Source organism: Microcystis sp. BLCC-F209, assembly GCF_041928595.1.
Lineage (GTDB): Bacteria > Cyanobacteriota > Cyanobacteriia > Cyanobacteriales > Microcystaceae > Microcystis.
Genome location: NZ_JBHFLL010000015.1, coordinates 1 through 26,692 on the forward strand (window position 1 = coordinate 1; position 26,692 = coordinate 26,692).

At 43.7% G+C, this 26,692-nt stretch carries 20 protein-coding genes; all 20 read left to right on the top strand.

Features of this window, described 5'->3' with window-relative positions:
• Positions 1–388: 388 nt before the first annotated feature.
• The gene (locus ACE1AQ_RS00650) at positions 389–1,243 is read left to right on the top strand and encodes a type 1 glutamine amidotransferase domain-containing protein (RefSeq protein WP_008197433.1); all 855 of its coding nucleotides are present in this window, start codon (positions 389–391) and stop codon (positions 1,241–1,243) included.
• A 39-nt stretch (positions 1,244–1,282) separates the two neighbouring features.
• Entirely contained in the window at positions 1,283–2,980 is a 1,698-nt protein-coding gene (locus ACE1AQ_RS00655; RefSeq protein ID WP_008197435.1) for a thiamine pyrophosphate-binding protein, read from the top strand.
• A 25-nt stretch (positions 2,981–3,005) separates the two neighbouring features.
• The gene (locus ACE1AQ_RS00660) at positions 3,006–3,200 is read left to right on the top strand and encodes an aldo/keto reductase (protein WP_157221712.1); all 195 of its coding nucleotides are present in this window, start codon (positions 3,006–3,008) and stop codon (positions 3,198–3,200) included.
• A gap of 82 nt (positions 3,201–3,282) precedes the next feature.
• Entirely contained in the window at positions 3,283–3,624 is a 342-nt protein-coding gene (locus ACE1AQ_RS00665; RefSeq protein ID WP_008197437.1) for a Nif11 family protein, read from the top strand.
• Between the two features lie 11 nt (positions 3,625–3,635).
• The gene (locus ACE1AQ_RS00670; protein ID WP_008197439.1) at positions 3,636–3,947 is read left to right on the top strand and encodes a Nif11-like leader peptide family natural product precursor; all 312 of its coding nucleotides are present in this window, start codon (positions 3,636–3,638) and stop codon (positions 3,945–3,947) included.
• A gap of 3 nt (positions 3,948–3,950) precedes the next feature.
• Entirely contained in the window at positions 3,951–5,498 is a 1,548-nt protein-coding gene (locus ACE1AQ_RS00675; protein ID WP_110543593.1) for a GMC family oxidoreductase, read from the top strand.
• Between the two features lie 52 nt (positions 5,499–5,550).
• Positions 5,551–7,131, top strand: a complete 1,581-nt coding sequence (locus ACE1AQ_RS00680) for a GMC family oxidoreductase (RefSeq protein WP_008197442.1) — start codon at positions 5,551–5,553, stop codon at positions 7,129–7,131.
• A gap of 18 nt (positions 7,132–7,149) precedes the next feature.
• Positions 7,150–8,166 carry an alpha/beta fold hydrolase gene (locus tag ACE1AQ_RS00685; protein ID WP_110543590.1) on the top strand — a complete coding sequence of 339 codons (1,017 nt, stop codon included), beginning with the start codon at positions 7,150–7,152 and terminating at the stop codon, positions 8,164–8,166.
• Between the two features lie 39 nt (positions 8,167–8,205).
• Positions 8,206–9,084, top strand: a complete 879-nt coding sequence (locus tag ACE1AQ_RS00690) for an alpha/beta fold hydrolase (protein ID WP_110543587.1) — start codon at positions 8,206–8,208, stop codon at positions 9,082–9,084.
• 96 nt (positions 9,085–9,180) lie between these two features.
• Entirely contained in the window at positions 9,181–9,600 is a 420-nt protein-coding gene (locus tag ACE1AQ_RS00695; RefSeq protein ID WP_110543585.1) for an ester cyclase, read from the top strand.
• A gap of 65 nt (positions 9,601–9,665) precedes the next feature.
• Positions 9,666–10,511 carry an SDR family NAD(P)-dependent oxidoreductase gene (locus tag ACE1AQ_RS00700; protein ID WP_110543582.1) on the top strand — a complete coding sequence of 282 codons (846 nt, stop codon included), beginning with the start codon at positions 9,666–9,668 and terminating at the stop codon, positions 10,509–10,511.
• Between the two features lie 56 nt (positions 10,512–10,567).
• Entirely contained in the window at positions 10,568–11,266 is a 699-nt protein-coding gene (locus ACE1AQ_RS00705) for an EthD domain-containing protein (protein ID WP_008197446.1), read from the top strand.
• 92 nt (positions 11,267–11,358) lie between these two features.
• A complete protein-coding gene (locus ACE1AQ_RS00710; RefSeq protein ID WP_110543580.1) occupies positions 11,359–13,566 on the top strand; it encodes an AGE family epimerase/isomerase in 2,208 nt (735 codons plus the stop codon).
• A 33-nt stretch (positions 13,567–13,599) separates the two neighbouring features.
• Entirely contained in the window at positions 13,600–15,966 is a 2,367-nt protein-coding gene (locus ACE1AQ_RS00715; RefSeq protein ID WP_081504646.1) for an isoamylase, read from the top strand.
• Between the two features lie 104 nt (positions 15,967–16,070).
• Entirely contained in the window at positions 16,071–16,715 is a 645-nt protein-coding gene (locus ACE1AQ_RS00720; RefSeq protein ID WP_216362923.1) for a DJ-1/PfpI family protein, read from the top strand.
• Positions 16,716–16,800: 85 nt separating this feature from the next.
• The gene (locus ACE1AQ_RS00725; protein ID WP_008197454.1) at positions 16,801–18,393 is read left to right on the top strand and encodes an AGE family epimerase/isomerase; all 1,593 of its coding nucleotides are present in this window, start codon (positions 16,801–16,803) and stop codon (positions 18,391–18,393) included.
• Between the two features lie 28 nt (positions 18,394–18,421).
• Positions 18,422–19,789 (top strand): alpha-amylase family protein, encoded by a 1,368-nt coding sequence (locus ACE1AQ_RS00730; RefSeq protein WP_039899515.1) that lies wholly within the window; start codon positions 18,422–18,424, stop codon positions 19,787–19,789.
• Between the two features lie 42 nt (positions 19,790–19,831).
• Positions 19,832–21,556 carry a hypothetical protein gene (locus tag ACE1AQ_RS00735; protein ID WP_232306111.1) on the top strand — a complete coding sequence of 575 codons (1,725 nt, stop codon included), beginning with the start codon at positions 19,832–19,834 and terminating at the stop codon, positions 21,554–21,556.
• Between the two features lie 121 nt (positions 21,557–21,677).
• Positions 21,678–25,871 (top strand): TIR domain-containing protein, encoded by a 4,194-nt coding sequence (locus ACE1AQ_RS00740; RefSeq protein WP_110543577.1) that lies wholly within the window; start codon positions 21,678–21,680, stop codon positions 25,869–25,871.
• 22 nt (positions 25,872–25,893) lie between these two features.
• Entirely contained in the window at positions 25,894–26,577 is a 684-nt protein-coding gene (locus ACE1AQ_RS00745) for a cache domain-containing protein (protein WP_110543574.1), read from the top strand.
• Positions 26,578–26,692 lie beyond the last annotated feature (115 nt).

Genomic DNA, 26,692 nt, shown 5'->3' on the forward strand with positions numbered 1-26,692 from the left:
CAATCCTTATCTGGCAATAGATTTAATTGATTAGTTCGCTCTAGATCGAAAACAGTTGACAAAAATCGCAGCAACGCCTGTCTCTATAAGGGTTTCATTCCTTATAACCCCCTCCATTGCATAGGACAAACCGAAGAACCATTGTTATCAGCTTTTCAAAACAAGATTTAGTATAACTTAACGGTTATTTATTAAAGTTCATAGACAGGTTACAAAAATTTACCTAAACTCTCTACGCTTCCTCGGTTCTCTGTGTTAGTCTGAGTCCATAAATTAGTTTATCTAGACCTGAAGCTCACAGGAATGATCGCTACCCCTTGTCTAGCCAAGGCTACATCGGGTTGTGGCTTTTATCAGTTCCCTCGTCGGCAGAAAAGGAGAAAAATTCATGTCAAAAAAAGTTCTAGTTATCCTCTCCGAATGGGGATATTGGGGTGAAGAATTGGTCGGTCCCTATGATGTATTGAACGAAGCTGGTTACATCATCGACTTTGCCACCCCCAAAGGGCGCAAACCTGTGGCCTTACCCCCCAGTATGGATGAAACTTTTATCGATCCCCCCTTGGATAAGTATGTCACGAGTGCTCACTACGCCAAACGGACAAGAGAAATTGAACAGTCGGATTTGTTGGCAAAGCCGATCGATCTTTCTAACTGGTTTCCGGCAATGCCCTATTTCAACAGCCCCAATTTTGGGCATGAGCTAGAAGCTTACTATAATAAACGGGAGCAGTGTTGGAAAGAATTAGAACAGTACGACGCACTGGTGATGGTGGGTGGGTCTGGCCCGATGGTCGATATGGTGAACAATGAGAGAGTACATGACGTGATTCTCGGATTTCTCTCTCAGGGTAAGTTAATCACCGCCGAATGTTACGCTGTGACTTGTTTAGCCTTCGCTCGCGATTGGACGGAAAGAAAAAGCATTATTTGGGGTAAACACGTTACGGGTCATGCTCGTGAATACGACTATAAAGACAGTACAGGATTTGCCCAGATGTATGGCTTCGATGGAAAGCCGATGAATACCTCCGCTAATTTTGGACCTCCCTTCTATCCCCTAGAATATATTCTCCGAGATGCGGTTGGACCAGAGGGACAGTATCACGGAGGGGTTGGGCATACTCTTTCAACAATCCTTGATTACCCATTTTTAACCGGTCGCTCTACCCAGGATTCAAAACTCGTAGGAGAACTAATTATCCAGGTTCTGGAGCATGGTCTAAGGCGTTACGGTTGGTAATCATCTACCTGATAACTCAAAACAGACTTGGAGAAAATCATGGCAGGGAAAACAGGGCGTTTCGCCATACTAGAACAATTTCTGGCAGATGGATTCACTTATATGTTTGGTAATCCGGGTACATCGGAAGAAGGGTTTCTCGATGCCCTTGGCGATTATCCAGACCTCAAATATATCCTCACTTTGCAAGAATCCGTAGCGGTCATGACGGCCGATGGTTATGCAAGGGCAACAGGAAAACCTGCCCTAGTGCAAATTCACAGTACACCAGGTTTGGGAAATGCGATCGGTGCCTTATATCAAGCCAAACGGGGGCATTCTCCCCTAGTGGTTATTGGTGGGGATGCAGGAATTAAATATCAGGCAATGGATGCCCAAATGGCAGGGGATTTATTAGCCTTTGCCGAACCTGTCACCAAATGGTCAACCCTAGTGATGGAACCCTCCTCTCTATTGCGGGTACTGCGAAGAGCGGTCAAAATTGCCACTACTCCCCCCATGGGGCCAGTGTATGTCTGCCTTCCCGTAGATATTTTAGACGCACCTACAGTGGAACCGGTCAGACCGACTTCTTTACCCTCGACCCGGGTAATCCCCGATGAGGTTTTGGTCAAAGAAATGGCGGAGATTTTGGCCTCAAGCCAAAAACCGATGATTTTTGTCGGAGATGGGGTGTCTTTTTCGGAGGCACAGGCTGAACTTACCCAAGTGGCTGAACTCTTAGGAGCCGAAGTCTGGGGGGCTGATATTGGCGACTTAAACATGAGTTATACTCATCCCCTTTATCAAGGTTCTACTGGCCATATGTTTGGCTATTCCAGTAAACCTATTACTACTAAGGGTGATGTCAACTTAGTTGTTGGCACTTATATGTTGCCCGAAGTCTTTCCTGACTTAGGCGATATCTTTGCACCTGGAGCCAAAGTTCTGCACATTGATCTCAATGCTTACGAAATTGCCAAGAACCACCCTGTAGATATAGGGGTAGTTAGTGATCCCAAATTGACCTTGGCTAAATTGGCAATCATGTTAGAGTCAATACTCAACCCAGAACAGAAAGCGGCAGCCAAAGCGAGAACAGAAGCTATCGGCCAAGCTAAAGCCCAAAACCATCAACGCCAATTAGACGCTGATCGCCAAATTCGAGATCATGTCCCCTTACATCTATCTCGCTTTATGGAAGAGTTAGCCGCCAAACTTCCCGAAGATGCAGTCATCTTTGATGAAGCAATTACTAACTCCCCTGCTATAACCCGTTATTTCCCACCTACCAAACCAAGACACTACTTTGTCACCCGTGGGGGATCATTGGGAGTCGGCATTCCGGGGGCGATTGGGGCTAAATTAGCTCATCCCGATAAAACCGTGATTGGATTTGCCGGGGATGGGGGAGCCATGTACACCATTCAGGCACTCTGGACGGCCGCCCGTCATAACATTGATGTCAAGTTTGTGATCTGCAATAACCGCTCTTATCGCATTTTACAGGAGAACATAGACGCTTACTGGCAGGAAAGAAATATTCCAGAGCGAGACTATCCCTTGAGTTTCGACTTATCTAAGCCAGATATTCACTTTGCCTCTATCGCCCAATCTCTGGGAGTACCGGGGGTTCGAGTCGAAAAACCTGCTGATATAGCTAGTGCTATTGAACAGATGTTAAACCATCCAGGACCGTTTCTGATAGACGTGGTTTTAGAAGGTGATGTTAATCCTGAAAAAATTGGGGTCAAATAGGTTCAAGCTCTGGCTGGGTACGTCAATGCCCTTCATAAGCTCTGTCATCATTGGAGCTAATAACATGAAGCAATTAGAGGACAATTTGAAGTCCGTTGAGGTTAACCTGACAGCAGAAGAGGTAGTGGCGATTGATGAAATGACGACACATTCTCCTATCTATCCTGGATGGATGCAGGGGATGGGGAATGACCCTAAAATCACTGATGCTCTAAGTTAAAGTCACGCCAAGGAGACTAGGTATTGAGATTAACTTTGGGTAACAACAAAGAACAATCAAATTTTATCGATAGGGAGTATTTATGTCTCAGGAAAATGTAGCCGCCTTTTTGAACTTACTACTCAACGATTCTGAATTGAGAGAAAAGTTTAAGACAAGAAATTTAGCAGAATTGCTGTTTCATGCTGAAAATATCGGACAAAGGTTTACGTTTGAGCAATTGTCTCAGGTGATAGCGGCAATGGAAATAAAGATAATTAGAGAGAAATTAGGAGAAGACTTTGGCCCCTATAGTAGTTTATGGGTAAAAATGTGGGGTAAATATCGTTTAGAATACATAATAGACAATCTTCTTAGTGGCTTAAGTGAGGAAGAATTAGAGCAGTTAATTCAACCTATTGATCATACAATTGTTATTGATTAAGGAGTTAATCTATGTCTAAAAGAGAAGTTTGCAACTTTTTAAAAGCTCTTGCTGAAGATTCTTTGTTAAAAAATGAGTTGAAGGTAAAAGAAAAAGACGAAGTGATGAGGTATGCCCAGCAAAGATATGATTTTACTCAAAGAGAGTTTGATGATTTTGTGTGGGTTCTGGAAAACTTACTCGCAGATAAACGAGGAGAAAAGTTTGACTTAGCTTTTAGCTTGTGGGAAACTATGTGGGGTAAATATTATCTGGAATTTGTGGTTGATAATGTGATTGGTAGTTTATCTGACCAAGATCTGGAAAAAGTGATAGGGAGCTAAAAAATGAACTTTGAAAAGGCCTTTGATTATATTATTGTCGGTGCTGGGGCATCTGGATGTGTGATTGCCAATCGACTTATTGAAAACCTTGATTGTCACGTTCTACTATTAGAAGCAGGAGATGCTGATAATAACCCTACTATCCATAACACAGATATTCAGTCAATGACTTCCCTGTGGAGTGGCACAACAGACTGGGGATACTCAACAGAAGAAGAACCCTATTTGAATAATCGTAAAATCTCTATTGCTCAGGGAAAAGTTCTTGGCGGTGGTACATCAGTTAATGCCATGATGTACATCAGGGGAAATCGTCGTAACTATGATCACTGGAATGGTTTGGGCAATGAAAACTGGAGTTATCAAGATGTCTTACCCTACTTCAAAAAGTCAGAAAATTATCAAGGTGGATCACCAGAATATAGGGGCAGTGGTGGCGTATTAAACGTGATCGATTATGCCAATCCTTCCCCCGTTTCTCAGGCTTTTGTCGCCGCAGCAGTGGAACTAGGTTATCAGGGTAACGGATGGGACTGTAATGGTCAACAACAGGAAAACGGAGCATTTTTCTATCAATCCACCCGAACCAAAGATAATCAACGTTGTAGCACTGCTGTAGCTTTTATTACCCCAATTTTAGGGAACCCCAATTTAACCGTAGAAACAAAAGCTTTAGTCACTCGGATTTTAATATCGGCAAATAAAGCGATCGGGCTTGAATACTTGCAAGAGGGGAAACTTCATCAAGTTAAAGCCCAATCAGAAATCATTATTAGTAGTGGTTCTTTCGAGTCTCCTAAACTATTAATGCTCTCTGGAATCGGCCCGGCTGAACACTTAAAAGCCCATCACATCCCAGTCATTGTCGATTTACCTGGAGTCGGACAAAATTTACAAGATCATCTTTTATTAGGAGTTGGATATGAATGTAAACAAGAACAACCTTTACCGAACCTACTTTCTGAAGCTGGTTTGTTTACTTGGACTCGGAGTGGAATCACTTCCGCTTCACCAGATCTTCAGTTCTTTTTCGGTCCAGTTCAATTTATCGAACCAGAATATCGCACAGACGGGTCTGGATTTACCTTTGCTCCCATTGTTGCCCAACCCCAAAGTCGAGGCACTATCTCTTTGAGGTCTAATAATCCTCAAGACTTAGCAGTTATTCAGGCCAATTATTTACAATGTGAAACAGATATCAATGTTTTCATTAGAGGAATACAACTAGCCCGAGAATTAGTTGATACTTCTCCCTTTAATGAGTTTCGAGGACGAGAATTAGCCCCCGGACCATCGGTGACAAGTTCCTCAGATTTGAGCGCATATATTCGGCGAGTTTGCTCAACAGTTTGGCATCCAGTTGGAACCTGTAAAATGGGTAGGGATCACTTAGCGGTAGTCAATCCTCAATTGCAAGTTTATGGAATAGAAGGACTAAGAGTTGCTGATGCTTCAATTATGCCAACTATTACCAGTGGAAATACTAACGCTCCTGTCATTATGATTGGAGAAAAAGCTGCTGATATGATTATTACTCTTCAGAAGCAGTAATCAAAATAAATATTAAATCTCAAAAAAATCTCAAGATACAAGGAATAAATTTATGGCAGATAGTTTTGATTTCATTATTGTCGGTTCAGGGACAGCAGGTTCCACCATTGCCTATCGTTTAAGCGAAATTGCTGATGCCACCGTCTTAATTCTTGAAGCTGGAGGAACTAAAATTATAGAAGCCGTTGACATTCCCTATCGTTGGAATGAACTCTTGCTCACAGAAATAGACTGGGCTTATATGAGTGTTCCTCAGCCTGGTCTGAATAACAGACAAGTTTATTGTGCATCAGGGAAACTCATCGGCGGCAGCTCTAACATTTATCACATGATCCATACCAGAGGCAGACCTCAAGATTACGATAACTGGGCTTATAATGGTTGTGCTGGTTGGTCTTTTAAAGATGTCTTGCCCTATCTGCAAAAACTAGAAAATCAACAAGATAACACCAATCCAACGGCGGGAAAACAGGGACCCATTAATGTTATCAATGCCCAAGTTGAAGGCAACCCAGTCTCACAAACTTTTATTGATGCCTGTGTAGAAATGGGTTATCCATTAGTGGAAGATTTTAATGTCCAGGAATTTGGCGCAGGTTGGCATCATATAGACATCAAGGATGGCAAGCGCTGTGGAGCGAGAAATGCTTATCTAGAGCCAGCCTTAATACGCTCCAATGTCACCCTAAGTGCTAATTCCCAAACCACAAGGCTATTAATCGAAAATAATCGTTGTGTTGGGGTTGAATATTGGCAAGATGGCATCCTAAAGACCGCTAGAGCTAATCAAGAAGTGATTGTCTGTGCTGGAGCGATTCAATCACCTAAACTGCTAATGCTTTCGGGAATTGGCCAACCTGAGCATCTAGCTCAATTTAACATTCCAGTGGTCGTAGATTTACCCGGTGTAGGGGAAAACTTTCATGATCATCCTCTGATGATTGGACCGATGGGAATGATGGCAGAACCTGGCTCAGATCCCCAAGAAAATATGACAGAAGCAGCTCTTTTCTGGGGATCTCAACCCGATTTAATTGTGCCTGACTTGGAGATCTGTATTGTTCACCGGGCCCCCTTTGGAGAAGGATTTTTTCAAAATGTTATTGAAAGGGTTCAAACCAATCAACCCGTTCCCTCAGTGGCTCAATTAGTTGATCCAAGGATCATTTTAGCCTTGCCTGGGTTAGTTTCTCCCTTATCTCGTGGGTGGATTCGTCTAGCCAGTAGTGATCCTTTAGTAAATCCTTTAGTTAATCCCAACTATGGAGCGGAAAGAGCAGATATTGATCGGATTGTGACTATGGTTAAAATTGCCCGGGATATTTACCAAACCCAAGCCTTTGCCAAATTAGGACTCACAGAAATCAATCCAGGTCGGGATGTGCGAACCGATGAAGAATTGAGAACTTGGATCATTAATAATCTCGGTTCTTACTATCACTTTGTTGGTTCTTGCAAAATGGGAATCGACAATATGTCCGTTGTTGATCCTTGTTTAAAGGTCTATGGAGTAGAAGGTTTACGAGTAGCAGATGGTTCGATTATCCCTACCGTTCCATCCGCTAACCCTCACACCTCCATCATCATGATTGGGGAAAAAGCAGCAGATTTAATCAAACAACAAATTCACTAACTGACAATAAGTAAAAACATGACAGAGCAAAAATCCCTGGAAATCTTTGATTTAGGAGACTTCCGCCTAATCAGTGGACTGACACTTCCTAACGCTAAACTCGCCTATAGAACTCATGGGACGTTAAACGAAGCTAAGGATAATGCTATTCTTTTTCCCCATTTTTTGGCGGGTTCTCCAGACTCTTTAGAGATGTATATTGGCGAAAATCGTCCTCTTGACCCGCGTAAATACTTTATTATCTTGCCAGCACTATTTGCAGGCGGATTGTCATCCTCCCCCAGTAATACTCCGATGCCCTTTCAAAAAGGGGCATTTCCAGAAACCCATATTGCCGATGATGTCATCGCACAACATCGACTCTTAACCGAAGTTTTCGGCATTCGAGAACTACAGCTGGTTTTAGGCTGGTCGGTGGGAGCTTTACAGACCTATGAGTGGGCAGTGCGCTTCCCAGATATGGTTAAACGTGCCGCTTCCATCGCTGGTGCCGCGAAACCTTCCCCTTGGACTTTGATTTGGTTGCGGACTGTGATTGAGGAGCCAATAACCTCTCATCCAGCATGGAATGATGGATTTTATAACGATCCTCAAGCTTTACAGTCTGCCCTACGTCATGTCGGCCATGGGGCGGCGATGACTTTACCACAGGTCGGCTTCTACAGAGATGAGGTCTGGCGTTCTCTTGGCTTTGCTTCTGTGAATGATTTCGTAGTCCGATTCTGGGAAGCTTTTTGGTTGCCATTAGACCCTAACAATCTAGTGGCACAAGCACGTAAAACTATCACTGCCGATCCCAGTGGAGGTGGTGATTTAGCCGAAGCTCTTGGCCGAATCAAAGCAAAGATGTTTGTATTTGCTTTTACTGGTGACAGAATGTTTCAACCTGAAGAGTGCAAGGTCGACGCCCAAAGGATTCCTAATGCCCAATTCCGGGAAATCGGCGGAGTTTCTGGCCACCTAACCACCTTTTCCCTAACTCCTCGAGATGGAGAAGTTATGGGTGAAATTCTGCAGGAAGTGCTTGCTTCCTAGCTATTTTCTGTAACGTTGATTATTTTACCAGAGGCAATCATGTATATTGGTAGGGATTGGTCAATTGAACATAATCTGAGAGCAAAGGTTAGTAATGCAGAACTCAGATATACAGTTATTGGCAAGGGTGAACCTGTACTTTGTATTCATGGTACCAACATTGCTGACAGTCTTATAACCCCTCTACAGTTCTATCCTGATCTTTTTGAAGATTACCAATTCATTAGTTATTACCGGGCTGGTTATAATGGCAGCACCTTAGAAAAGGATAGCTTAAGTATTGAAGAAGGGGCGCAACAGGCTAAAGAATTACTAGAACATTTAGGTATTAAGAAAGCCCATGTTCTTGCCTTTTCCTTTGGCGGTGTGATTGGTTTTCAATTAATGCTTTCCTATCCCGATATAGTACATTCTGCTATACTTCTTGAACCTTACTTTAACCGAGAATCTCCAGCTGCGGTAGAAGCCAACTCCAGAGCCTTTAATCGAGCTATGGAAATGTTTCAAGCAGGGGATAAACTAGGGGCTGCTCAACGTTATATGGAGGATGTCTGCGGTCCTAGTTTCCTTGGGGCTGTGGAGATGACAAATCCCCTGGATGTTTGGGATAGAGTTGCAGTCGCCGCCGATATAGCTTTTACCATAGATTTTCCAGCCATTGTCAATTGGGGATTTAGAATGTCAAAAGCAGACGAATTAGTCAAGAATAAGCCTAAAATGCCAGTCTTAGCTGTGATGGGTCTAGATAGTGAGGCCGCTATGCCCGGTTTTCGAGAAGCTCAACAGTTTCTTATGAGATGGCTACCCCAAGCTGAACGAGCTGGCATTATGAATGCTACTCACGGGATGCAAAGCATGAATCCTATGGAGGTAGGAAAAGCGGCTTTAAACTTTCTCAGAAAACATCCCATGACCTGATCATATTTCCCAGTTTTAAAAGCTTAAAAAAGTAATCTTTTGAGTTTTTTAAACCCTAATTGCTCATAAGTTAAGTATTGAAGGAGACTTCTTGTCATGTTTTTACTGGAAAAAGCTCAACATTTCTTTACCGCTCTCAATGCTCAGAACATGGACGAGGTGGTGGCAATGATTAGCCCATCGGCAGATATACGCACCCCCATCGGCTCTTTTACTGGGGGTGAAGCTTACCGGGAATGGATGTTGATGCACTTCCAGGCTCTGCCAGACTTTACTCATGAAATTTGGGGTCTATCTGCTGAGTCTGGACAGACATTAGCTTTTGAATTACACGCTACGGGAACCCACACCGGCCCCTTAGTTTTACCAAGTGGAGAAATTGCTCCTACAGGCAGAACCCTTGATGTCTCGGCGGTTGATGTGTGGCGATTTGAAGATGGCCTAATCGTTGAATATCATCTGTACTTCGATCTATTCGACTTTCTGAGACAACTTGGTCTGGAACCAATCATATAGGTTTTACTCAACCCTTTTGACCCCTAAACCATGATCACTTAATTCGAAAATTTTACCCAAAAATCATGACAAATAATCTCAACGACAAAGTAGTTCTCATCACAGGAGTGTCCGCTGGTTTAGGTTTGGCACTGGCTAAAAAACTGCTCACAGAAGGAGCTTATGTGGCTGGTACCTTGCGTAATCGAGAACAGATTGCTCAATTTGAGGACTTAAACACTCTCAAAGCCTTTGGAGTTGAAATGGATATTACCGATCATGATGCTGTTGAGTCTGGAGTGCAAAAAGTTCTTGATCGTTTTGGACGTATTGATGTTTTAGCCAATAACGCTGGTTCTGGTATGGTGGGGGCGGTCGAAGAGACAAGCGAGGAAGAAGTCAAGAGAATTTTTGATGTGAATTTCTTCGGTGGACTTCGCCTAATTCAAGCAGTTTTACCCACGATGCGTCAACAGCAATCCGGTCATATACTCCAATTCTCCGCCGTTGGCGGTTTTATAGGTTATCCAGGGTTAGGAGTATATTGTGCGGCTAAAGCAGCGACAGACATACTTGGAGAAGTCTTAGCTCAAGAATTAGAACCATTCAACATTAAAACCACCGTCCTCACCATAGGAATTTTTCGTACGGAGTTTCCTGCTAAAGCTTCTTCAACGGCGAAAATTCTGCCGGAATATGTAGGTACTCCTGCGTCCAAATTGCGGGATTTATTCGGATCTTTGACGGGAAAACAACCTAATGATCCTGATAAGGGGGCAGACCTTATTGTCCAAGTTCTGAAATCTGATCATTCTCCTCTACACTTACCATTAGGTGGTGATGCCATCGGTGTGATGCGGGGTAAAATCGCCAAACTGCAAGAGGATATTGCCGCTTGGGAGAATCTGGCCGGAAAAACAGCCTATGAATGAATGCTAACCCTCACCTACTTTTCCAACTTTTTGTCCTGTACTATGAGAATAGGAATATGATTCATCAACTGATCTTTGCTCATCCCAAGCCCGGTATGAGTGAAAAGGAATTTCAAAACTACTGGGTTAATTTCCACGCAGTTTATTACGCCAGCAAAATTCCTCAAATCAGGCGTTATATGGTCGATACTCGTATTCCTTTTGGTTCGGAACCAGAAGAGCCGCTCTTTAGTGGTGTTGCTGAAATTTGGCTAGAGAACGAACAAGAACAACTCGCATCTCTCCAGTCAAAAGAGTTCTTAGCAGGAGCCCGACTAGATGAACCCAACTGGGCTGCCTTCTGGCGTACCGTAGGATTAGATACTAATACTCACGTCTTGATGGAGGGGCCGCCTTTACAAAAGGAATCCACGATGGTAAAACTCTTGATACTCGTTAAACGCAAAGCGGGAATGCCTTTAGAAGAATTTCGCCAGAAAATGCTAGGAAGTCATAGCGCCAAAGTCATGAAAATTCCAGGGCTTCGCCGTTATTTTCAATGCCATGTCAGGGATAGTTTTTATGGGATTGGAGAATCCTTACTAGATTGTGTTTCAATGCTCTGGTTTGATGACATTCAAAAACTGGAAAAAGCCTATAAATCCACCGAGTATGAACAGAAAATCTTGCCCGACTTTGCCGATCTTTTTGAATCTAAATACATCCACACAATGGTGACTGATGAACACTGGATTATCGGACCTGAATTTCGCTGATCAAGAATATAGCGGTATTTGGTAAATCATGAGATCCTTCACCGCCTATCAATTTATCAATTATCCACCCTCTATTTTTAGGAGCAATCACCATGGCTAACGCTGTTGATTTTACCTTCTCAGACCTGATCGCTGGCTACATTACCAGCTATGACAAAACCACCGATTCCTTTGGTCTGAAAACTTCCGATGATCGCGAATATACCATCTATCTGACCTCGAATACCTACTCGCAACTGATTCGCAATCTTGGACAAGCCTATCAGGATGCAACGGGGGCGATGCGAGACCTGATTGAATCAGGCCAACCCAAGCAACAAGGTCAGCGGGGGCGGTTTATTTTTGCTTATGGGATCTTTTATCCCCTCGATAACCATCAGTATCGGTTTGAGGCCAAACAGATCAACTTTATTGGACGCTCCGATGACTATAGCAATGACTATGTCTTTGAACAACCAAACTGGTGGATCACTCAAATCAAGCAATTAGGAGACTTTTATCTCAAGTCTCAGTTTGGCACTCCTGACGGCAAGCTTAATATTGACTATTCTCTCTACCGCACTAATTTAGGGGTTACGGGAGAAAAACAAAAAAGTGGCCGACAAGAAACCGATACAATTTCTCGCCTCGTCTATGGTTTTGCCACAGCCTTTTTAATGACGGGGGACGATCGCTATCTGGAAGCCGCTAACAAGGGAACTGAATACCTGCGGGATCACCTGCGGTTTGAAGATAAAAATGCCGGTATTGTTTACTGGTATCATGCCGTTGATCGCCAAGCGAACGGACGGGAGGATAAAGTCTTTGCCTCGGAGTTTTGGCAAGATTTTGATGCCATTCCTTGCTATGAGCAGATTTATGCCTTAGCAGGTCCTGTTCAGACTTACCGAGTCACGGGCGATCCGAAAATCCTCGCCGATGCTCAAGCGACGGTTAAGTTATTTAAGGATTACTTCCGAGATGCCAAACTAGGGGGCTACTATTCCCATATCGATCCCATTACCCTTAAGCCCTACGGCCAGATATTAAAAGCGCGCAACAATGAAGCCAAGAAGAATTGGAACTCTGTGGGCGACCACGCTCCCGCTTATTTAATTAACCTCTGGCTGGGAACTGGCAAAGAAGAATACGCGGAGTTTCTCGAAGAAACCTTTGATACTATAACCGAGCATTTTCAAGATTACCAGAACAGTCCCTTTGTGCAAGAAAAATTCAATGATGACTGGTCGCCAGATTACAGTAAGCAAGAGCAGCCCAACAAAGCCGTTGTTGGTCACAACCTCAAGATTGCTTGGAATTTAACCCGGATGTACGGACTAAAAAACAAGCAAGAATATAAAGACTTTGCTAACAAGATTGGCAACACCATTGCTCAAGTCGGCTCTGACCGTCAACGGGGCGGTTGGTACGATATGCAGGATCGGCAAGAAAAAGCGGGCAATTTCTATAAATACTTCTGGCACGATCGCAAAGCTTGGTGGCAAATGGAACAGGGCATTTTAGCCTATTACATTTTGTCGGGAGTCTATCGGGAAAATGCCGAATTTTTACGCTATGCCCGGGAAGGAACAGCCTTCTATAATGCCTACTTCCTCGATCACGAAGCGGGAGGAGTCTATTTCAATGTCTTGGCTAATGGAATCCCGTATTTGCTGGGAACAGAATGGGGCAAAGGCAGCCACTCCATGTCCGGCTATCACTCCTTTGAATTGTGCTATTTAGCGGCCGTCTATACCAATTTGCTGCTGTTCAAAGAGCCGATGGATTTCTACTTCAAGCCCGTCCCCGGCGGCTTCCCCGATCGCATTCTGCGGGTAGCTCCCGATATCCTGCCTCCCGACAGTATTTATATTAAACAAGTCTGGATTGAGGGGGCGCGCTATGATGACTTTGATGCCAAAGCATTGACTGTCAAGCTTCCGAGCAACTACGACAACAAGAAAATCCGGGTGCTGATCTATCCGACAGGTATTACTTTTGAAGCGGCTCTGTTAGACTTCAGCGAGGGCGTTGCCAAAGTGGATTTAACCGGAGAAATCGATCAAGGAGACTCGTGGGCAATCGGCGAACTGGAACAAGAGTTTAACCGCCTAGAAATCCAACAGGCACAAAAAGTAGTTCTCGTCGCCTCAAGTTTGACATCCATCTCTGACGAAGCCCTGCGCTACTTAACCTATTACATTCGTCGGCGTACTCGTGAAACAGGCGGCAGCTTTACCCTCTCCGTCGAGGGAGCTAACGAGCAGGTGAAAAAGGCTTTCCTAGACGCTAATGTCGTTGAGCCAGACCAAATCTCTTAGGCGTTGAAAAAGATTAGCTCGAGGTGGAAAAACATGAATTACGCTCGACTCTCATTGGCATGGCATCCTCACTCAAATAACAGAGGGAAATTTTCCTCCCCCAAGCATTGGCTCTTAGCAGCACTGTTATCCCTGGTGTTAAGTTTTGCCATCCCCTCTCTCATCGAACCGGCTCTAGCAGTGGGAGCTAACAACCTGGGGGCGACTTTCGACGCAACCCAAAATAATGTCACCTTTCGCGTCTATTCTAATGCCGCCACTCACCTGGAAGTTTGGCTCTACGACCAGAATTTGGGCGCAGCGGAAAAATTTAAACTTCCTTTAACCCAAGATAGCAGTAGCAAAATTTGGTCTGTTAGCGTACCCGTATCAACCCTGAAAGCCAACGGGATAACAGATACCATCTACTACGGCTATCGCGCTTGGGGTCCGAATTGGACTTACGATCCCTCTTGGACTCAAGGATCGACCGTTGGGTTTGTGCGGGATGTGGACGGTCAAGGAAACCGCTTTAACCCGAATAAACTCCTCTTAGATCCTTATGCAGTGGAGGTAAGCCACGATCGCCTAATTCCCACCGCCACCGGGCAGACCAATGGGGGGATTTATGTCTCAGGTCCAGAATACCGGGCCTTTGACACGGGAAGCCAAGCACCGAAAGGGATTGTCCTGCCGCTCGCTCAAGCTGACATCGGCAATAAACCGACTCGTCCCTTCAAAGATGAGATTATCTATGAAGTTCATCTGCGGGGGTTAACGGAAAACGATCCGGACATTCCCGAAAACCTGCGGGGAACTTATGCCGGAGCGGCACTCAAGGCCAAATATCTCAAAGATTTAGGGGTGACAGCCGTGGAATTTCTGCCCCTGCAATCGATGCAAAATGACACCAATGATGTGATCGCTTCTACGGCTGGAGATAATTACTGGGGATATGACCCCTATAACTACTTTGCAGCGGATCGCCGCTATGCTGCCGATAAAACTCCGGGGGGGCCGACCCAAGAATTTCAGCAGATGACTAAAGCCTTCCACGAACAGGGACTGAAAGTCTATGTGGATGTAGTCTATAACCATACAGGGGAAGAAGGCGTAGATTCAACGGGAAATATTTCCCCCATTTTCACGATGCGAGGTTTAGACAACCCCACCTATTACGAACTCAGCAACGACGTGCGTTACTACTACAGTGATAACGGGGTCGGGCCGAATTTGAACACGGGCAATCCTGTGGTGCGGGATTTGATTATTGATTCCCTGGCCTACTGGAAAGATACTCTGGGAGTAGATGGATTCCGATTTGACCTCGCGCCGGTGATTGGCAACGACTGCCAGCGGGGATGTTTTCAATTTAACAAATTCAACCCGGAAAATGCCCTCAATCGCATGGTTAAGGAATTGCCGGTACGTCCTGCCAATGGAGGAAATGGGGCGGACTTGATTGCAGAACCTTGGGCCGTCACTAACTACCAGATGGGGAACTTCCCTAGTGGTTGGGCAGAATGGAATGATAAGTTCCGCGATAGTTTCCGTAAAGTCCAAAACCGCTTAGGAGTTGAAAACGTTCCCCCTAACGAATTGGCAACCCGTTTTGCCGGCTCGAGGGATCTATTTCAGGATGATGGTCGTAAGCCTTGGCATTCGGTCAACTTTATCGTCGCCCATGATGGATTTACCTTGCGGGATGTCTATAACTGTAACCAGAAAACCAACAGCCAACTAACTTGGGATCAGGGACCATCTGACGGAGGAACCGATAATAATTTGTCCTGGGATCAGGGAGGAGATCCCTCACTTCAGCGACAAGCCACTCGCACTGCTCTCGCCCTTGAGATGCTTTCGGCAGGTGTTCCAATGATGACGGGAGGAGATGAGATGTATCGTACCCAGTACTGCAATAACAATATGTACAACGTCGATTCTGCCGCCAATTGGCTCGACTATGACAATATCAAGGAGTATCCCCATTTCTTTAACTACAGTCAGAAGTTACTGGCTTTTCGCAATGCCCATCCGGCTTTACGTCCCGCCGATTTCTTTCGAGGGACAGATAATAATGGCAATGGCTTAAAAGACCTCACTTGGTTGCGAAGTGATGGAAATGAACCGGATAGCAATTATTTCTCGGATCCGAACCAGCATTTTCTGGCCTATCGTTTGGATGGCTCGGAATTGGGAGACGGCGGACAATCTATTTATGTCGCCTACAATAGTTGGTCGGGGAATATCCAGGCAACACTGCCCCCGAATCTTCCGGGTAAGCAATGGTATCGAGTCGCCGATACCGCCGGCTTTATGGAAAGTCAGGACAATTTTAATGCTCCCGGTGCGGAAGAATTACTGACAGGTTCAACCTATGATGTCAATGGGCGTTCCCTAGTTTTATTAATTGAGAAGTAGGAGCATTCTATCGACATTGAGTGGCTAGGTCTTGTCGGAAAATGTTTGACAGTGGCCTAGCCCACTCCGCTAAATGTGAATCAACCCTTAGCCAGAAAATAGCTGTGAATAAACCTTTAGCCGGAAAAAAAGTCGCTGTCCTTCTTGAGACAGAGTATATTGCCGCCGAGATTGAGTATTATCAAAGGGAGTTCTCGCAGCTGGGGGCAGAAGTTGAGCTACTGTCCTATTTATGGGGAGCAAAAAGCAGACAGTTAGTTTGTGATATCGATAGTCCAGAGCGTCCGGTTAAAGATATTCATACTCTAGTAGTAGATGTTGATGTCGCAGATCGGGAGGCGAATAATTACGATATTGTGGTTATGGCGGCAAATTATTGCAGTGTGAGATTGCGAGAAATTCCGCCAATGGGCAGTTTAGGAAGTCCGGATTTACTTGCTACTCCCCCGGCAGTGGATTTTTTTGCCAAGGCCATGTTAAATAAAAAAATCGTCAAAGGTGCTTTGTGTCATGCTTTATGGATTTTAACTCCCATTCCAGCCTTATTAAAGGGGCGTAAGGTTATTTGTCATACGGTGGTTTTGGCAGATGTTCATAATGCTGGGGCGATTTTTGTTCCGGCTCCCGAAAAAGTTGTCATTGATGATGATTTAATAACTGGACGCTCTTTTGCTGATATAGAAGCTTATTTTCAGGCCATCGTACAAACAGCGATCAAGAAAGATACTAACTGCAATTTGATTAAATAAATCCTCAACCACCGAGGGGGTGTGATTCCTGAAACATTTAATCTAGGCATCCTGCCTGTTGTCAACATTTATTGAGGCAATAATCATGTTAGCTCAAACTCAGTCATGGCCAACACAAATCACGGGAAAAAGGATCGCTATTATTGTTTTAGCTTTCCTCTTTAGTTGCGGAATTTTAGTTGCTTATCCCTCTCAGGTATTAGCTGATAAAAACGTTAATACAGTTAATGTAGAACAATTGCTGAAGCTGTTACCCAATGGTGATCGCTGGAAGAAACACATGACGGAAGAGCTGCTACCTTTCTGGGAAATGGAGACAGCTTTAGGTCAACCGCTGGGGAATTTTCCGACTTATCGCTGTAATGATGGTTCCTTATATAACTCTCAGTCACCTTGTCCAGAATTAAAATATGCCGCACCTGGTATTGTTTGGGTTGAGCCGGATTATCGAGACTATGTCCGCGCCAAATCTCGACAAGTTTATGCCTATGGAGTAGCTTTCCATGTAACCGGTGATGAGACTTATTTAAACTATGCTCGAGCCGGAGCCAATTATCTGCGAAAATATGCTTTAGATTCCCAAAATGGGGGGGCCTATAGCTATTGGCATGAACCCGAACATTTACCCGGACCAGAAAAACTACAAAGAACCAGTCAAGATTTAGCTTATGCTCTGAGTGGGATGGGATTTTACTATTATCTCACCCGCGATGCTGCTGTTTTAAAGGACATCATCCAGGTTAAAAACTACATTTTTGACACCTATTACGAGCCGACTCTGGATCTGATTAATTGGGTCAAAGAACCTTCTCCGGATGGAGATCAAGCCAACCAAAAAGAATTAGTCTCCCAACTGGATCAAATTTATGGTTATATGTTGTGGTTAACCCCGACATTAGCTGAACCAGATCAAACTCAATGGAAGCAAGATCTGAATCATTTAGCCCACATTATCATCAATCAGTTTTATAGTCCTCAACAAAATCTGTTTTGGGGTGCTGTTACCAATAGTAACATCAAACATTTAGGGACACCGCATACAGATTTTGGCCATTCCGTTAAAACTATGTGGTTAATTTATCAAATCGGTAAGCTAACCGATGATTTAGAATTAACCTTGTTTGGGGAGAATCATGCCGCAGAAATTCTGGAAACAGCTTACTTGAAAAAAACTGGCTCTTGGGCCAGGGGGTTTGATGAAAATGGCAAAATAGATCCAGATAAAGAATGGTGGAGTTTAGCAGAATTGGATCAGGTGAGTGCAACTTTAGGGTTAGTCGATCCAAGCTATGCAGTTTACTTGCCGAAAACCTATAACTATTGGTTTAATTATATGGTCGATCCAGAAAATAAGGAAATCTGGCACATGGTAAGTGCTAAGACGAATAAACCTTATCCTTGTCTGGCCACTCAACCATTAAACGAGTCTAAATGTTTTCCGAAACAGCATTCTTGGAAAAATGCCCTCCATTCATTTGAACACGCTTTAGTAGGATATATCACCATGCAGCAAATTCATAATCAACCCGTCCAGCTTTATTATGCCTTTAAAGAGAAACCAGAGGATAAATTCATCTATCCTTATTTTTATGAGGGCAAGGTTAGCCAGATCATTAATCACTCAACTCAAGACAATTCTAGTTCTATCCAAGAAGTAATCTTCACCGATATCCGTTGAAAATTTCTAAAATCATGGAGCAAAAATAATGACTAATTCCCTCTCTATAGGGTTGAAAACGTTACTCACTGTCATCATGGCCTTTTTTGTCGTGTTTGTTAACCCAGTGAGGGCCGATGTGATCTATCATGCCTTTAATGTTCCTTTTCGGGAGATTGAAAGGGAACTTCCTGAACTTAAAGCAGATGGCTTTACCTACATTCAAATTTCACCCCCTCAATTGAGTAACCCTTCCCCTGAATGGTGGGGCAGATATCAACCGATTGATTTTACTGTGATTGATAGTCCTTTAGGCAATGAAAATGAGCTAAAAGAACTTATTGACACGGCCCATCAACAGGGAGAAAAAATTATTGTCGATGTGGTGCTTAATCACATGGCCAACTATGAAAATTATCCCAATACCCTGCAATATCCACGCTTTTCTCCTCAAGATTTTCACGGCAGGGCTTGCATTCAAAACTATGATGATTCCTATCAAGCTACTCACGGATGGTTAGGACTAGACTGTGCTAGTGGTCAAGGGGGACTGCCTGATTTAAACACTGAATCTTCCTATGTCCGTCAAGAGGCGAAAAATTACATTAATAAGCTTTTAGACCTTGGTGCTGATGGGTTCCGTTTTGATGCGCTTAAACATATTGAACCGGGCTTTTTCCAAGAAGTGCTTGCGGGAGTAGCCGCCGATGTCTATCTCTATGGGGAAATTGTCGAAGATAGTCCAAGAATGGCTTTTTCCTATACTTCTATTCACGATCTTGATGTTACGGATTACCCCCTATTAAATACTCTTAAAAGGGCTTTTAGTCTAGGGGGTGATTTGCGTATTCTCAAAGATCCCAGAAGTGGAAATGGAGCTTTACCCGGTCCCAATGCTGTCACCTTTGCTAAAACCCATGATACCGTTCCGGGCAGCCTGCTTTATGGGGGTTATGGATTAGATTCAAGGGATAGTATCTTAGCTAATGCTTTCGTGCTTTCCCGTGCCGATGGATTACCTTTAATTTATGGGGAGGATGCTTCAGATCCCATTGTTAAAGCGGGGGTGGGATTCCATGAGCAAATGATGGGACAACCTCAGTCTTTCCCGAATGGTAATGAGATTGCCACAGGGGGAGATAGCCCAAATTTACTCTTTATTGAAAGAGGCGATTTAGGTATTGCCATGATCAATAAATCTGGCAATCCATTTGATGTTGCCGATGCTAGAATGCCTGGTTTAGACGTAGGTTGCTATCAAGAACTGCACTACAATTTCCCCATGTCTGTCAGTGTTGGTGGGGATGGACAGAAACAGATAACTCGCTGGGGTAATAACGAAAGAGGGGGCATTTCAATTCAACCTAGAGATGCCATGTTTTTTGTCAAAACTTCCGATAACATCTGTGTTCGATGATGCTAATGGGAGTTCTCTACTTTAAATCATGGAGAAAAAATGATGACTAATTCACTCTCTGTAGGGCTGAAAACATTGCTAACCCTTATCATGGCCTTTTTTGTGGTGTTTGTTAACCCAGTTAAGGCTGATGTGAGCAATCAGGTTTTTTCTACTCCAATTGTCAATCAAAAAACCGAGGGAATGGCGATTCCGGTGCTGTGTAACCCGGACATTTCTCAATGTCCCGCCAGTGCCCAGTTACTGGGAACGGTTAACAACAACCGAGGACACTGGAATCCCTTTTTACCAGAAAACAACATGATTGAAGACGGCCCGCTCTATTACAAGGAATTAGAACTCAAGGCGAATGGAGGCCGCCACGGTAACGGAATCTATGCTTTCCGTTTTGTTACTAATCAAAACTTGCAACAGACCTTCAAGGCCGATCACAACCGAACGGATAGTACAGGTAAACCTAAATTGGTGGCAGGAGAACTCGCTCACCAAGCCCAGAATATTATCATCAAAGTTGACCGTGACGATGTTTATAAAATTAGCTTTAACCCTTCAAACTTAACCTTTGATGTCACGCCTCATCCCACCTACCTAACAAAAATTGAATCGGTACAACTAAATGGATTTGTCTGGGATGACGAAGATATGTTCCAGAAATTTGATGAAACCCGTGCCAACCACGAAATCACAAAAAACGGGGATTGGTGGGAGAAAACAATCCCCCTCAAGGCGAATGGGGGTATTGATTTTAGAGCCGATGGAGTCTATCAATTTTTATTCTCTGCCAACCACAACGAGGACTGGGGATTTGGCGCCTATAATAACGGCAAAAATACTCTCACCGGAGGAACTGGCTTTGGCAGCAGCGGGGGACAGAGCCGGCACTCCGCAATCACGATTCAAGTCTTTGAAGATGGTAATTACACCCTCCAGATGAATCCCTTGGAATATAAGTTTCAAGTCAAAGCTCCTGAGGGGGTAAGACCTGTTAAAATCTGGAACGACGTAAACTCCTTTCAATTACTCGGCACCTTTTATCCCGATGTTCAATTCGATCCCACCAAGGCAGAACACAATATGGAACCTGTTGGTGACAAGATCTGGACGAAAACTTTGCAATTAAAACCGGGTATTTACGGGGCAAATTTTGCCATTTCTGGGGAGCTTTTTTTGGATACAATGGCCCTCGGTGCTTGGCTGGAATCCGATCACCCCAACAAACTGATTGGTCGCGGCTGGCATGGCAAGCCTAACGAGCCTAATATTTTCTTTGAAGTCAAAGAAACTGGAGCCTACCGATTCACCTACGACGGCGCTCAAGATCAATTCTCAATTGAATCCTTAAGCAATGCCCCTTTGCAACCGCCGGCCGTGATTGAAACCTTACAGTTAGTGGGGAATTTCCCTGAACCTCTGCAAGCTTGGGAGCCAACCAGTACCGCCAACAATATGCAACAAATTGGCCCGCACATCTTTAGCAAAGATGTCCAGCTGGAAGCCAATCGCAAGTATGAGTATAAGTACAATGCCAATAATTGGGGTTGGCTCTGGGTATTTGCCGATTACGAATTGGACGGCTACGGACGGGACTTTCTGGGAAGAAACCCCGACCCCGCTCATGCCCGAATTGAAGACTTGAAAGTGTACGGACAGCTTACCACTCACGGCAATCCTCCCCCTCTCCAATTCACTCCTACAGCCAGTGGTTGGTACACATTTACTGTCAACTTGGAAACGGGGGCCTACTCGGTGCAACCCAGTAAAAAATAAAATTAGGTTTGTAGTTGGGCTTTAGTCCTGACCAGATAGGGCCTTTGTCCGACTACTTACTCCGCGCGCGCGCGGAGGCAAATAACTTTTCTTTTTCTCTAAAGTCCACAGGGAGAGTAAAATGAAAAATTTCTTTGATGTCTTTATCTCCTATGGACGTGCTGATAGTAAAGCTTTTGCTATCAAACTTAATCAAAGGTTGGCAGCAGAAGGCTTAAACGTCTGGTTCGACCAAGAAGATATTCCCTTGGCTGTGGACTATCAAGAACAGATTAATGATGGCATCGAGAGGACACATAACTTTATTTTTATCATCGCCCCTCATTCAGTTAATTCCCCATATTGCCTGAAAGAAATTAATCTAGCGATTAAGTACAACAAGCGCATTATTCCGCTGCTTCATGTTGAACAAATTAGCCAAGAAACTTGGCGGCAAAGAAATACAGATAAAACTGAAGCTGACTGGCAAGAATATCAAGCTGAGGGAAGGCATTCTAGTTTTCCGAATATGCACCCAGTGATCGGCAAAATTAACTGGATCTATTTCCGAGAAGAAATTGATGATTTTGAAAGTTCTTTTGCTGGCTTGATTAGCGCAATTTATCAGCAACAACATTATGTGGAAAACCACAGTATTCTTTTGGTTAAAGCCTTAAATTGGTTGAGGAATCAGCAGCAAACTAATTATCTGTTAATTGGCGAAGAGAGACAGGCAGCAGAAAAGTGGTTAAAACATAGATTTACTGAGGAACAGCCGCCCTGTCTGCCTACAGATTTACACTGCGAATTTATTAGCGAAAGCAGTAAAAATGCTAATAATTTGATGACACAGGTTTTCCTGTCATCGTCAGAAAAAGATAATGTCATCAAGGAGAAAATTGGCAAGGCTTTGATGCGAGAAGGCTTTACCATCTGGACTAATCAGACAGATATTAAAACGGGAACTGCCTTTCAGGAGCAAATTAATAAAGGTATTGAAGGGGCGGATAACTTTGTTTATTTAATATCTCCAGAAGCCCTGCAATCATCATACTGTAATCTCGAACTTGCTCACGCTTTTGCTACCAACAAACGCATTATTCCTTTGCTGATTGAAAAGACCGATATTGAGTTAATACCATCCCAGCTACAGAAATTACAATTTATTGACTTAACTGAACATGAAGATCGGGACAAATATCGCAGTAGTATCGATAAATTGTTGAGGGAATTAAACAGTGATGTTGCTTATTATGAAAGTCATAAAGTGCTGTTAGTCAAAGCCTTGAAATGGCAGCAGCAAACCCACAACCCTAGTGTCCTATTCCGGGGCTATAATCTCCAACATTTTGAAGCTTGGCTGAAGGTAGCTAAACAGCGAAAAGAATCCCCTCCCTTACCGATACAGGAAGAATTTATTATCGCTAGTCTCAATCAACATAAACCATCTTCTTTAGAAGTTTTTATCTCTTATTCTCGTGCCGATTCAGATTTAGCAAGAAGATTAAATGAGGCTCTGTCTTCACTCGGTAAGCTCACTTGGTTCGATCAAGAAAGTATAGCTTCTGGAGAAGATTTTCGGCGAGAAATTTATCAAGGCATTGAAATTTCCGACAACTTTGTATTTATCATTTCTCCCCAATCAATCAATTCACCTTATTGTTCTGATGAGGTGGAATATGCCCAAAAATTAAATAAGCGAATTATCCCGATCTTACACCAAAAAGTTGCAGCCAAAGATTTGCCCGCTGCCTTAGCTAGTATTCAGTGGCTTGATTTTAGTCAGCATGGTGGGGACTTTCTGACCAATTTTACTCAGTTAGTTAGAACCATACATACAGACAGAGATCACGTTCATAACCATAGCAAATGGTTACAGAGAGCAAAAGAATGGGAAAATAGCCAAGAAAATGCTGACTTACTACTCCGGGGCAGTGAATTTGTCCTCGCTCAAACTTGGTTAAAGAAAATTGAGGAACAAAATAAACAACCCCCGGCAACCGAGTTACATAAGGAATTTATTCAAGCTAGTCAGACAGCCATTGAAGCGGCGGAAACAGCAGAAAAAGAACGACAACAACATTTACTCAAGCTTCAGCAAGAACGAACCCAAGAGGTAGAAAAACGCCTAGAACAAGAGAAAAAAAATGCCAGACGGCAAAAGCAATTGCTAATCGTAGTAAGTTTGCTTGGGGGAGTGGCGACTTGCTTGGGTTTTTTTGCCGCCAAGGAGTATCGCCAAGCAGCCATTAGCGAGATTGTCGCGGTCGGTCGAACCAGTCAAGCTTCCTTTGCCTTAAATGAACAATTGGAAGCGTTGACAGCAGCCATCAAAGCCAAGCGGCTAGAAATAGATTTAGAGTCAAGACCTTTCGTTAATCTACCGCCCAAGCTAAAAAACAATCTGAAAGATATCCTAAAGATAGCCCTCTATGGCATCAAACAAGCTAATATCTTCTCAGGACATTATGGCGATGTTTTAGGAGTCAAATTTAGCCCCGATGGTGAGATGATTGCCTCCGCTAGTGCAGACAATACGCTCAAACTCTGGAAAAGAGACGGAAGTTTATTAGCCACTCTTGATGAAAAGCGTGGTGGACACAAAGGTTCAGTAAATGCAGTGGCTTTCAGCCCCGATGGTCAGTTGATCGCCTCCGCTAGTACAGACAAGACAATCAAACTTTGGAAAACAGACGGGACCCTATTAAAGACACTGAAGGGACATCGGGATAGAGTTAACGCAGTGGCTTTCAGCCCGGATGGTCAGTTGATTGCCTCTGCTGGTAACGATACCACTGTTAAACTCTGGAAACGAGACGGGACCTTATTGAAGACACTGAAAGGTAATCAGAATTGGAGTTATGTTTATACAGTCGCTTTCAGCCCCGATGGTCAGTTGATTGCCTCAGGTCATAGGGACAAAATAATCCGAATCTGGAGGCGAGACGGGACCTTGTTGAAGACGCTGGAAGAACACGAGGGACCGGTAAACCTAGTGGTTTTCAGCCCTGACGGTCAGTGGATTGCTTCAGGAAGTTATGACAAAACGCTCAAACTCTGGAAGCTAGACGGTACCTCGCCGACTATCACCTTTTACGGCCAGGAAGATCCTATTTATGGGCTTACCTTCACCCCAGATGGTGAGCAAATCGTTTCGGGAAGTGATGACAAAACGGTCAGACTCTGGAAACTTGACGGCACTTTATTGATGACTCTCCGGGGACATAGCGATGCAGTTAATACGGTTGATGTCCATAACGACGGTAAAAATCTGCAAATTGCCTCGGGGAGTGACGACAACGAGGTTAGACTCTGGAAACCTTACAATGAATTAGCAACGACTCTTTTTGGCCATAGCGATGTGGTGTCGGCTATAGATTGGAATGCTGATCTAATTGTCTCAGGAAGTTGGGATAAAACACTCAAACTCTGGAAACGCGATGGCACCCTGAGTACCCTACTAGGACATAAAGGTTCAGTTAGCTCTGTCAAGATTAGTCCTAATGGTCAATTTATTGTTTCAGGAAGTCCAGACGGAAAGGTGAACATCTGGCGGCGAGATGGTAAATTGCTCAATAGCCTGAAAGGAGGCACTGGTGGTATTAACGACCTCGTAATTAGCCCCGACAGTAAGTTTATTGTCTCAGGGAATTGGGACAAAACACTGAAAATCTGGCGGCTAGATGGGAAATTGCTCAATACCCTGAGAGGACACACTGAGGTGGTTGAGACAGTGGCGATTAGCCCAGATGGTAAGTTTATTGCTTCTGGAAGTGCCGATAATAGGATCAAAATCTGGCGGCTAGATGGCCATGGCACTTTGATAAGTATTCTCACTCTTAAAGAACATCTAAGTCCCATTTTAGCGATTGATTTCAGCCCAGACGGTAGAATGCTCGTTTCTGGAAGTGGCGACAATACTATTAAACTCTGGAAGACTGATGAAAAGGGACAATGGCTTCCTTCCTCTGTTAAAACCATCGAAGGACATTCTAATTCGGTGTTGGACGTTAAATTTAGCCCCGACGGACAACAAATTGCTTCGGCTAGTAGTGATGATACCATTAAAATTTGGCAACTTGACGGTACTTTAGTGAATATGCTGCCGGGGTTTGGGGCTGATGTTAACGCCATCCATTTTAGTCAAGACGGTAAAACTCTTGTCTCCGGGAGCAGCAACAAAACAATAATTATTTGGGATTTGGCTCGCCATGTAACACCTAAAGATATCCAAAGATACGCTTGCAAGTGGTTAAAGGATTATTTACAGCATAACTCTGAGGTGACAGAGAGCGATCGCCGTCTTTGTGATCGGATTCTCGACAAAGATTATTGAAATAAAATAAGGTTAAGTCAAAATGCAAACTCAAACCAATCCTTGGCAAAAACGAATCTTTAGACTGTCCCTGTCTCTCTGCGTCATCAGTTTCTTGTTGGCAACCTTCACCATTTATGCTTACTGGCGGGAGAAAAATCAAACCAGAGAAACAGCGAAAAATAATGCCCGACAAGAAGCTGTCCGCGCCGCTAAAGAAATCGATACCCAGCTTCGTAAACTCCAGAATAGTGCCAATTCTATCGCCCACGATATCAGTAAAGGAAAACTTAAAGATCAACAGTTGCTTGAGCGATTAAAAAGCACGATAGAACAAAATCCCAATTGGTTCGGTGTCGGTGCGGCTTATGCTCCCTATACTTACAATTCCCAGATGCGTCTGTATGCTCCCTACTACATCAGAAAACAGGGTAAACTGCAATTACTGCAACTGGAATCTTTTTACGATTATACTCAACCCAGAAAGGGTGATTGGTATATCCAGTCCTTAGCCTCCGGTTCAGTTTGGTTAGAACCTCATTTTGGAGCGGCAACTAACACTTTACTCGCAGAATTTAGCACTCCTTTTTATCGCCTTAATCCAAAAACCAAAAAAAAGATTCCCTCTGGGGTAGTCTTCGCCAACTATTCTCTAGATGGGTTGAAAAACTTAATGAACTCGCTCAAACTAGGTACTAGGTACGGGAGCATCTCACTTATGCAATGAGTATTAATACTTATAGCAGTCAAAAACTAGAAAATCTTCAACTTGATCACAAAGAGAAATGAGATTATAATAGTTATAACTTACAATTCAGAATAGCTCTCGATGGGAGGAATAA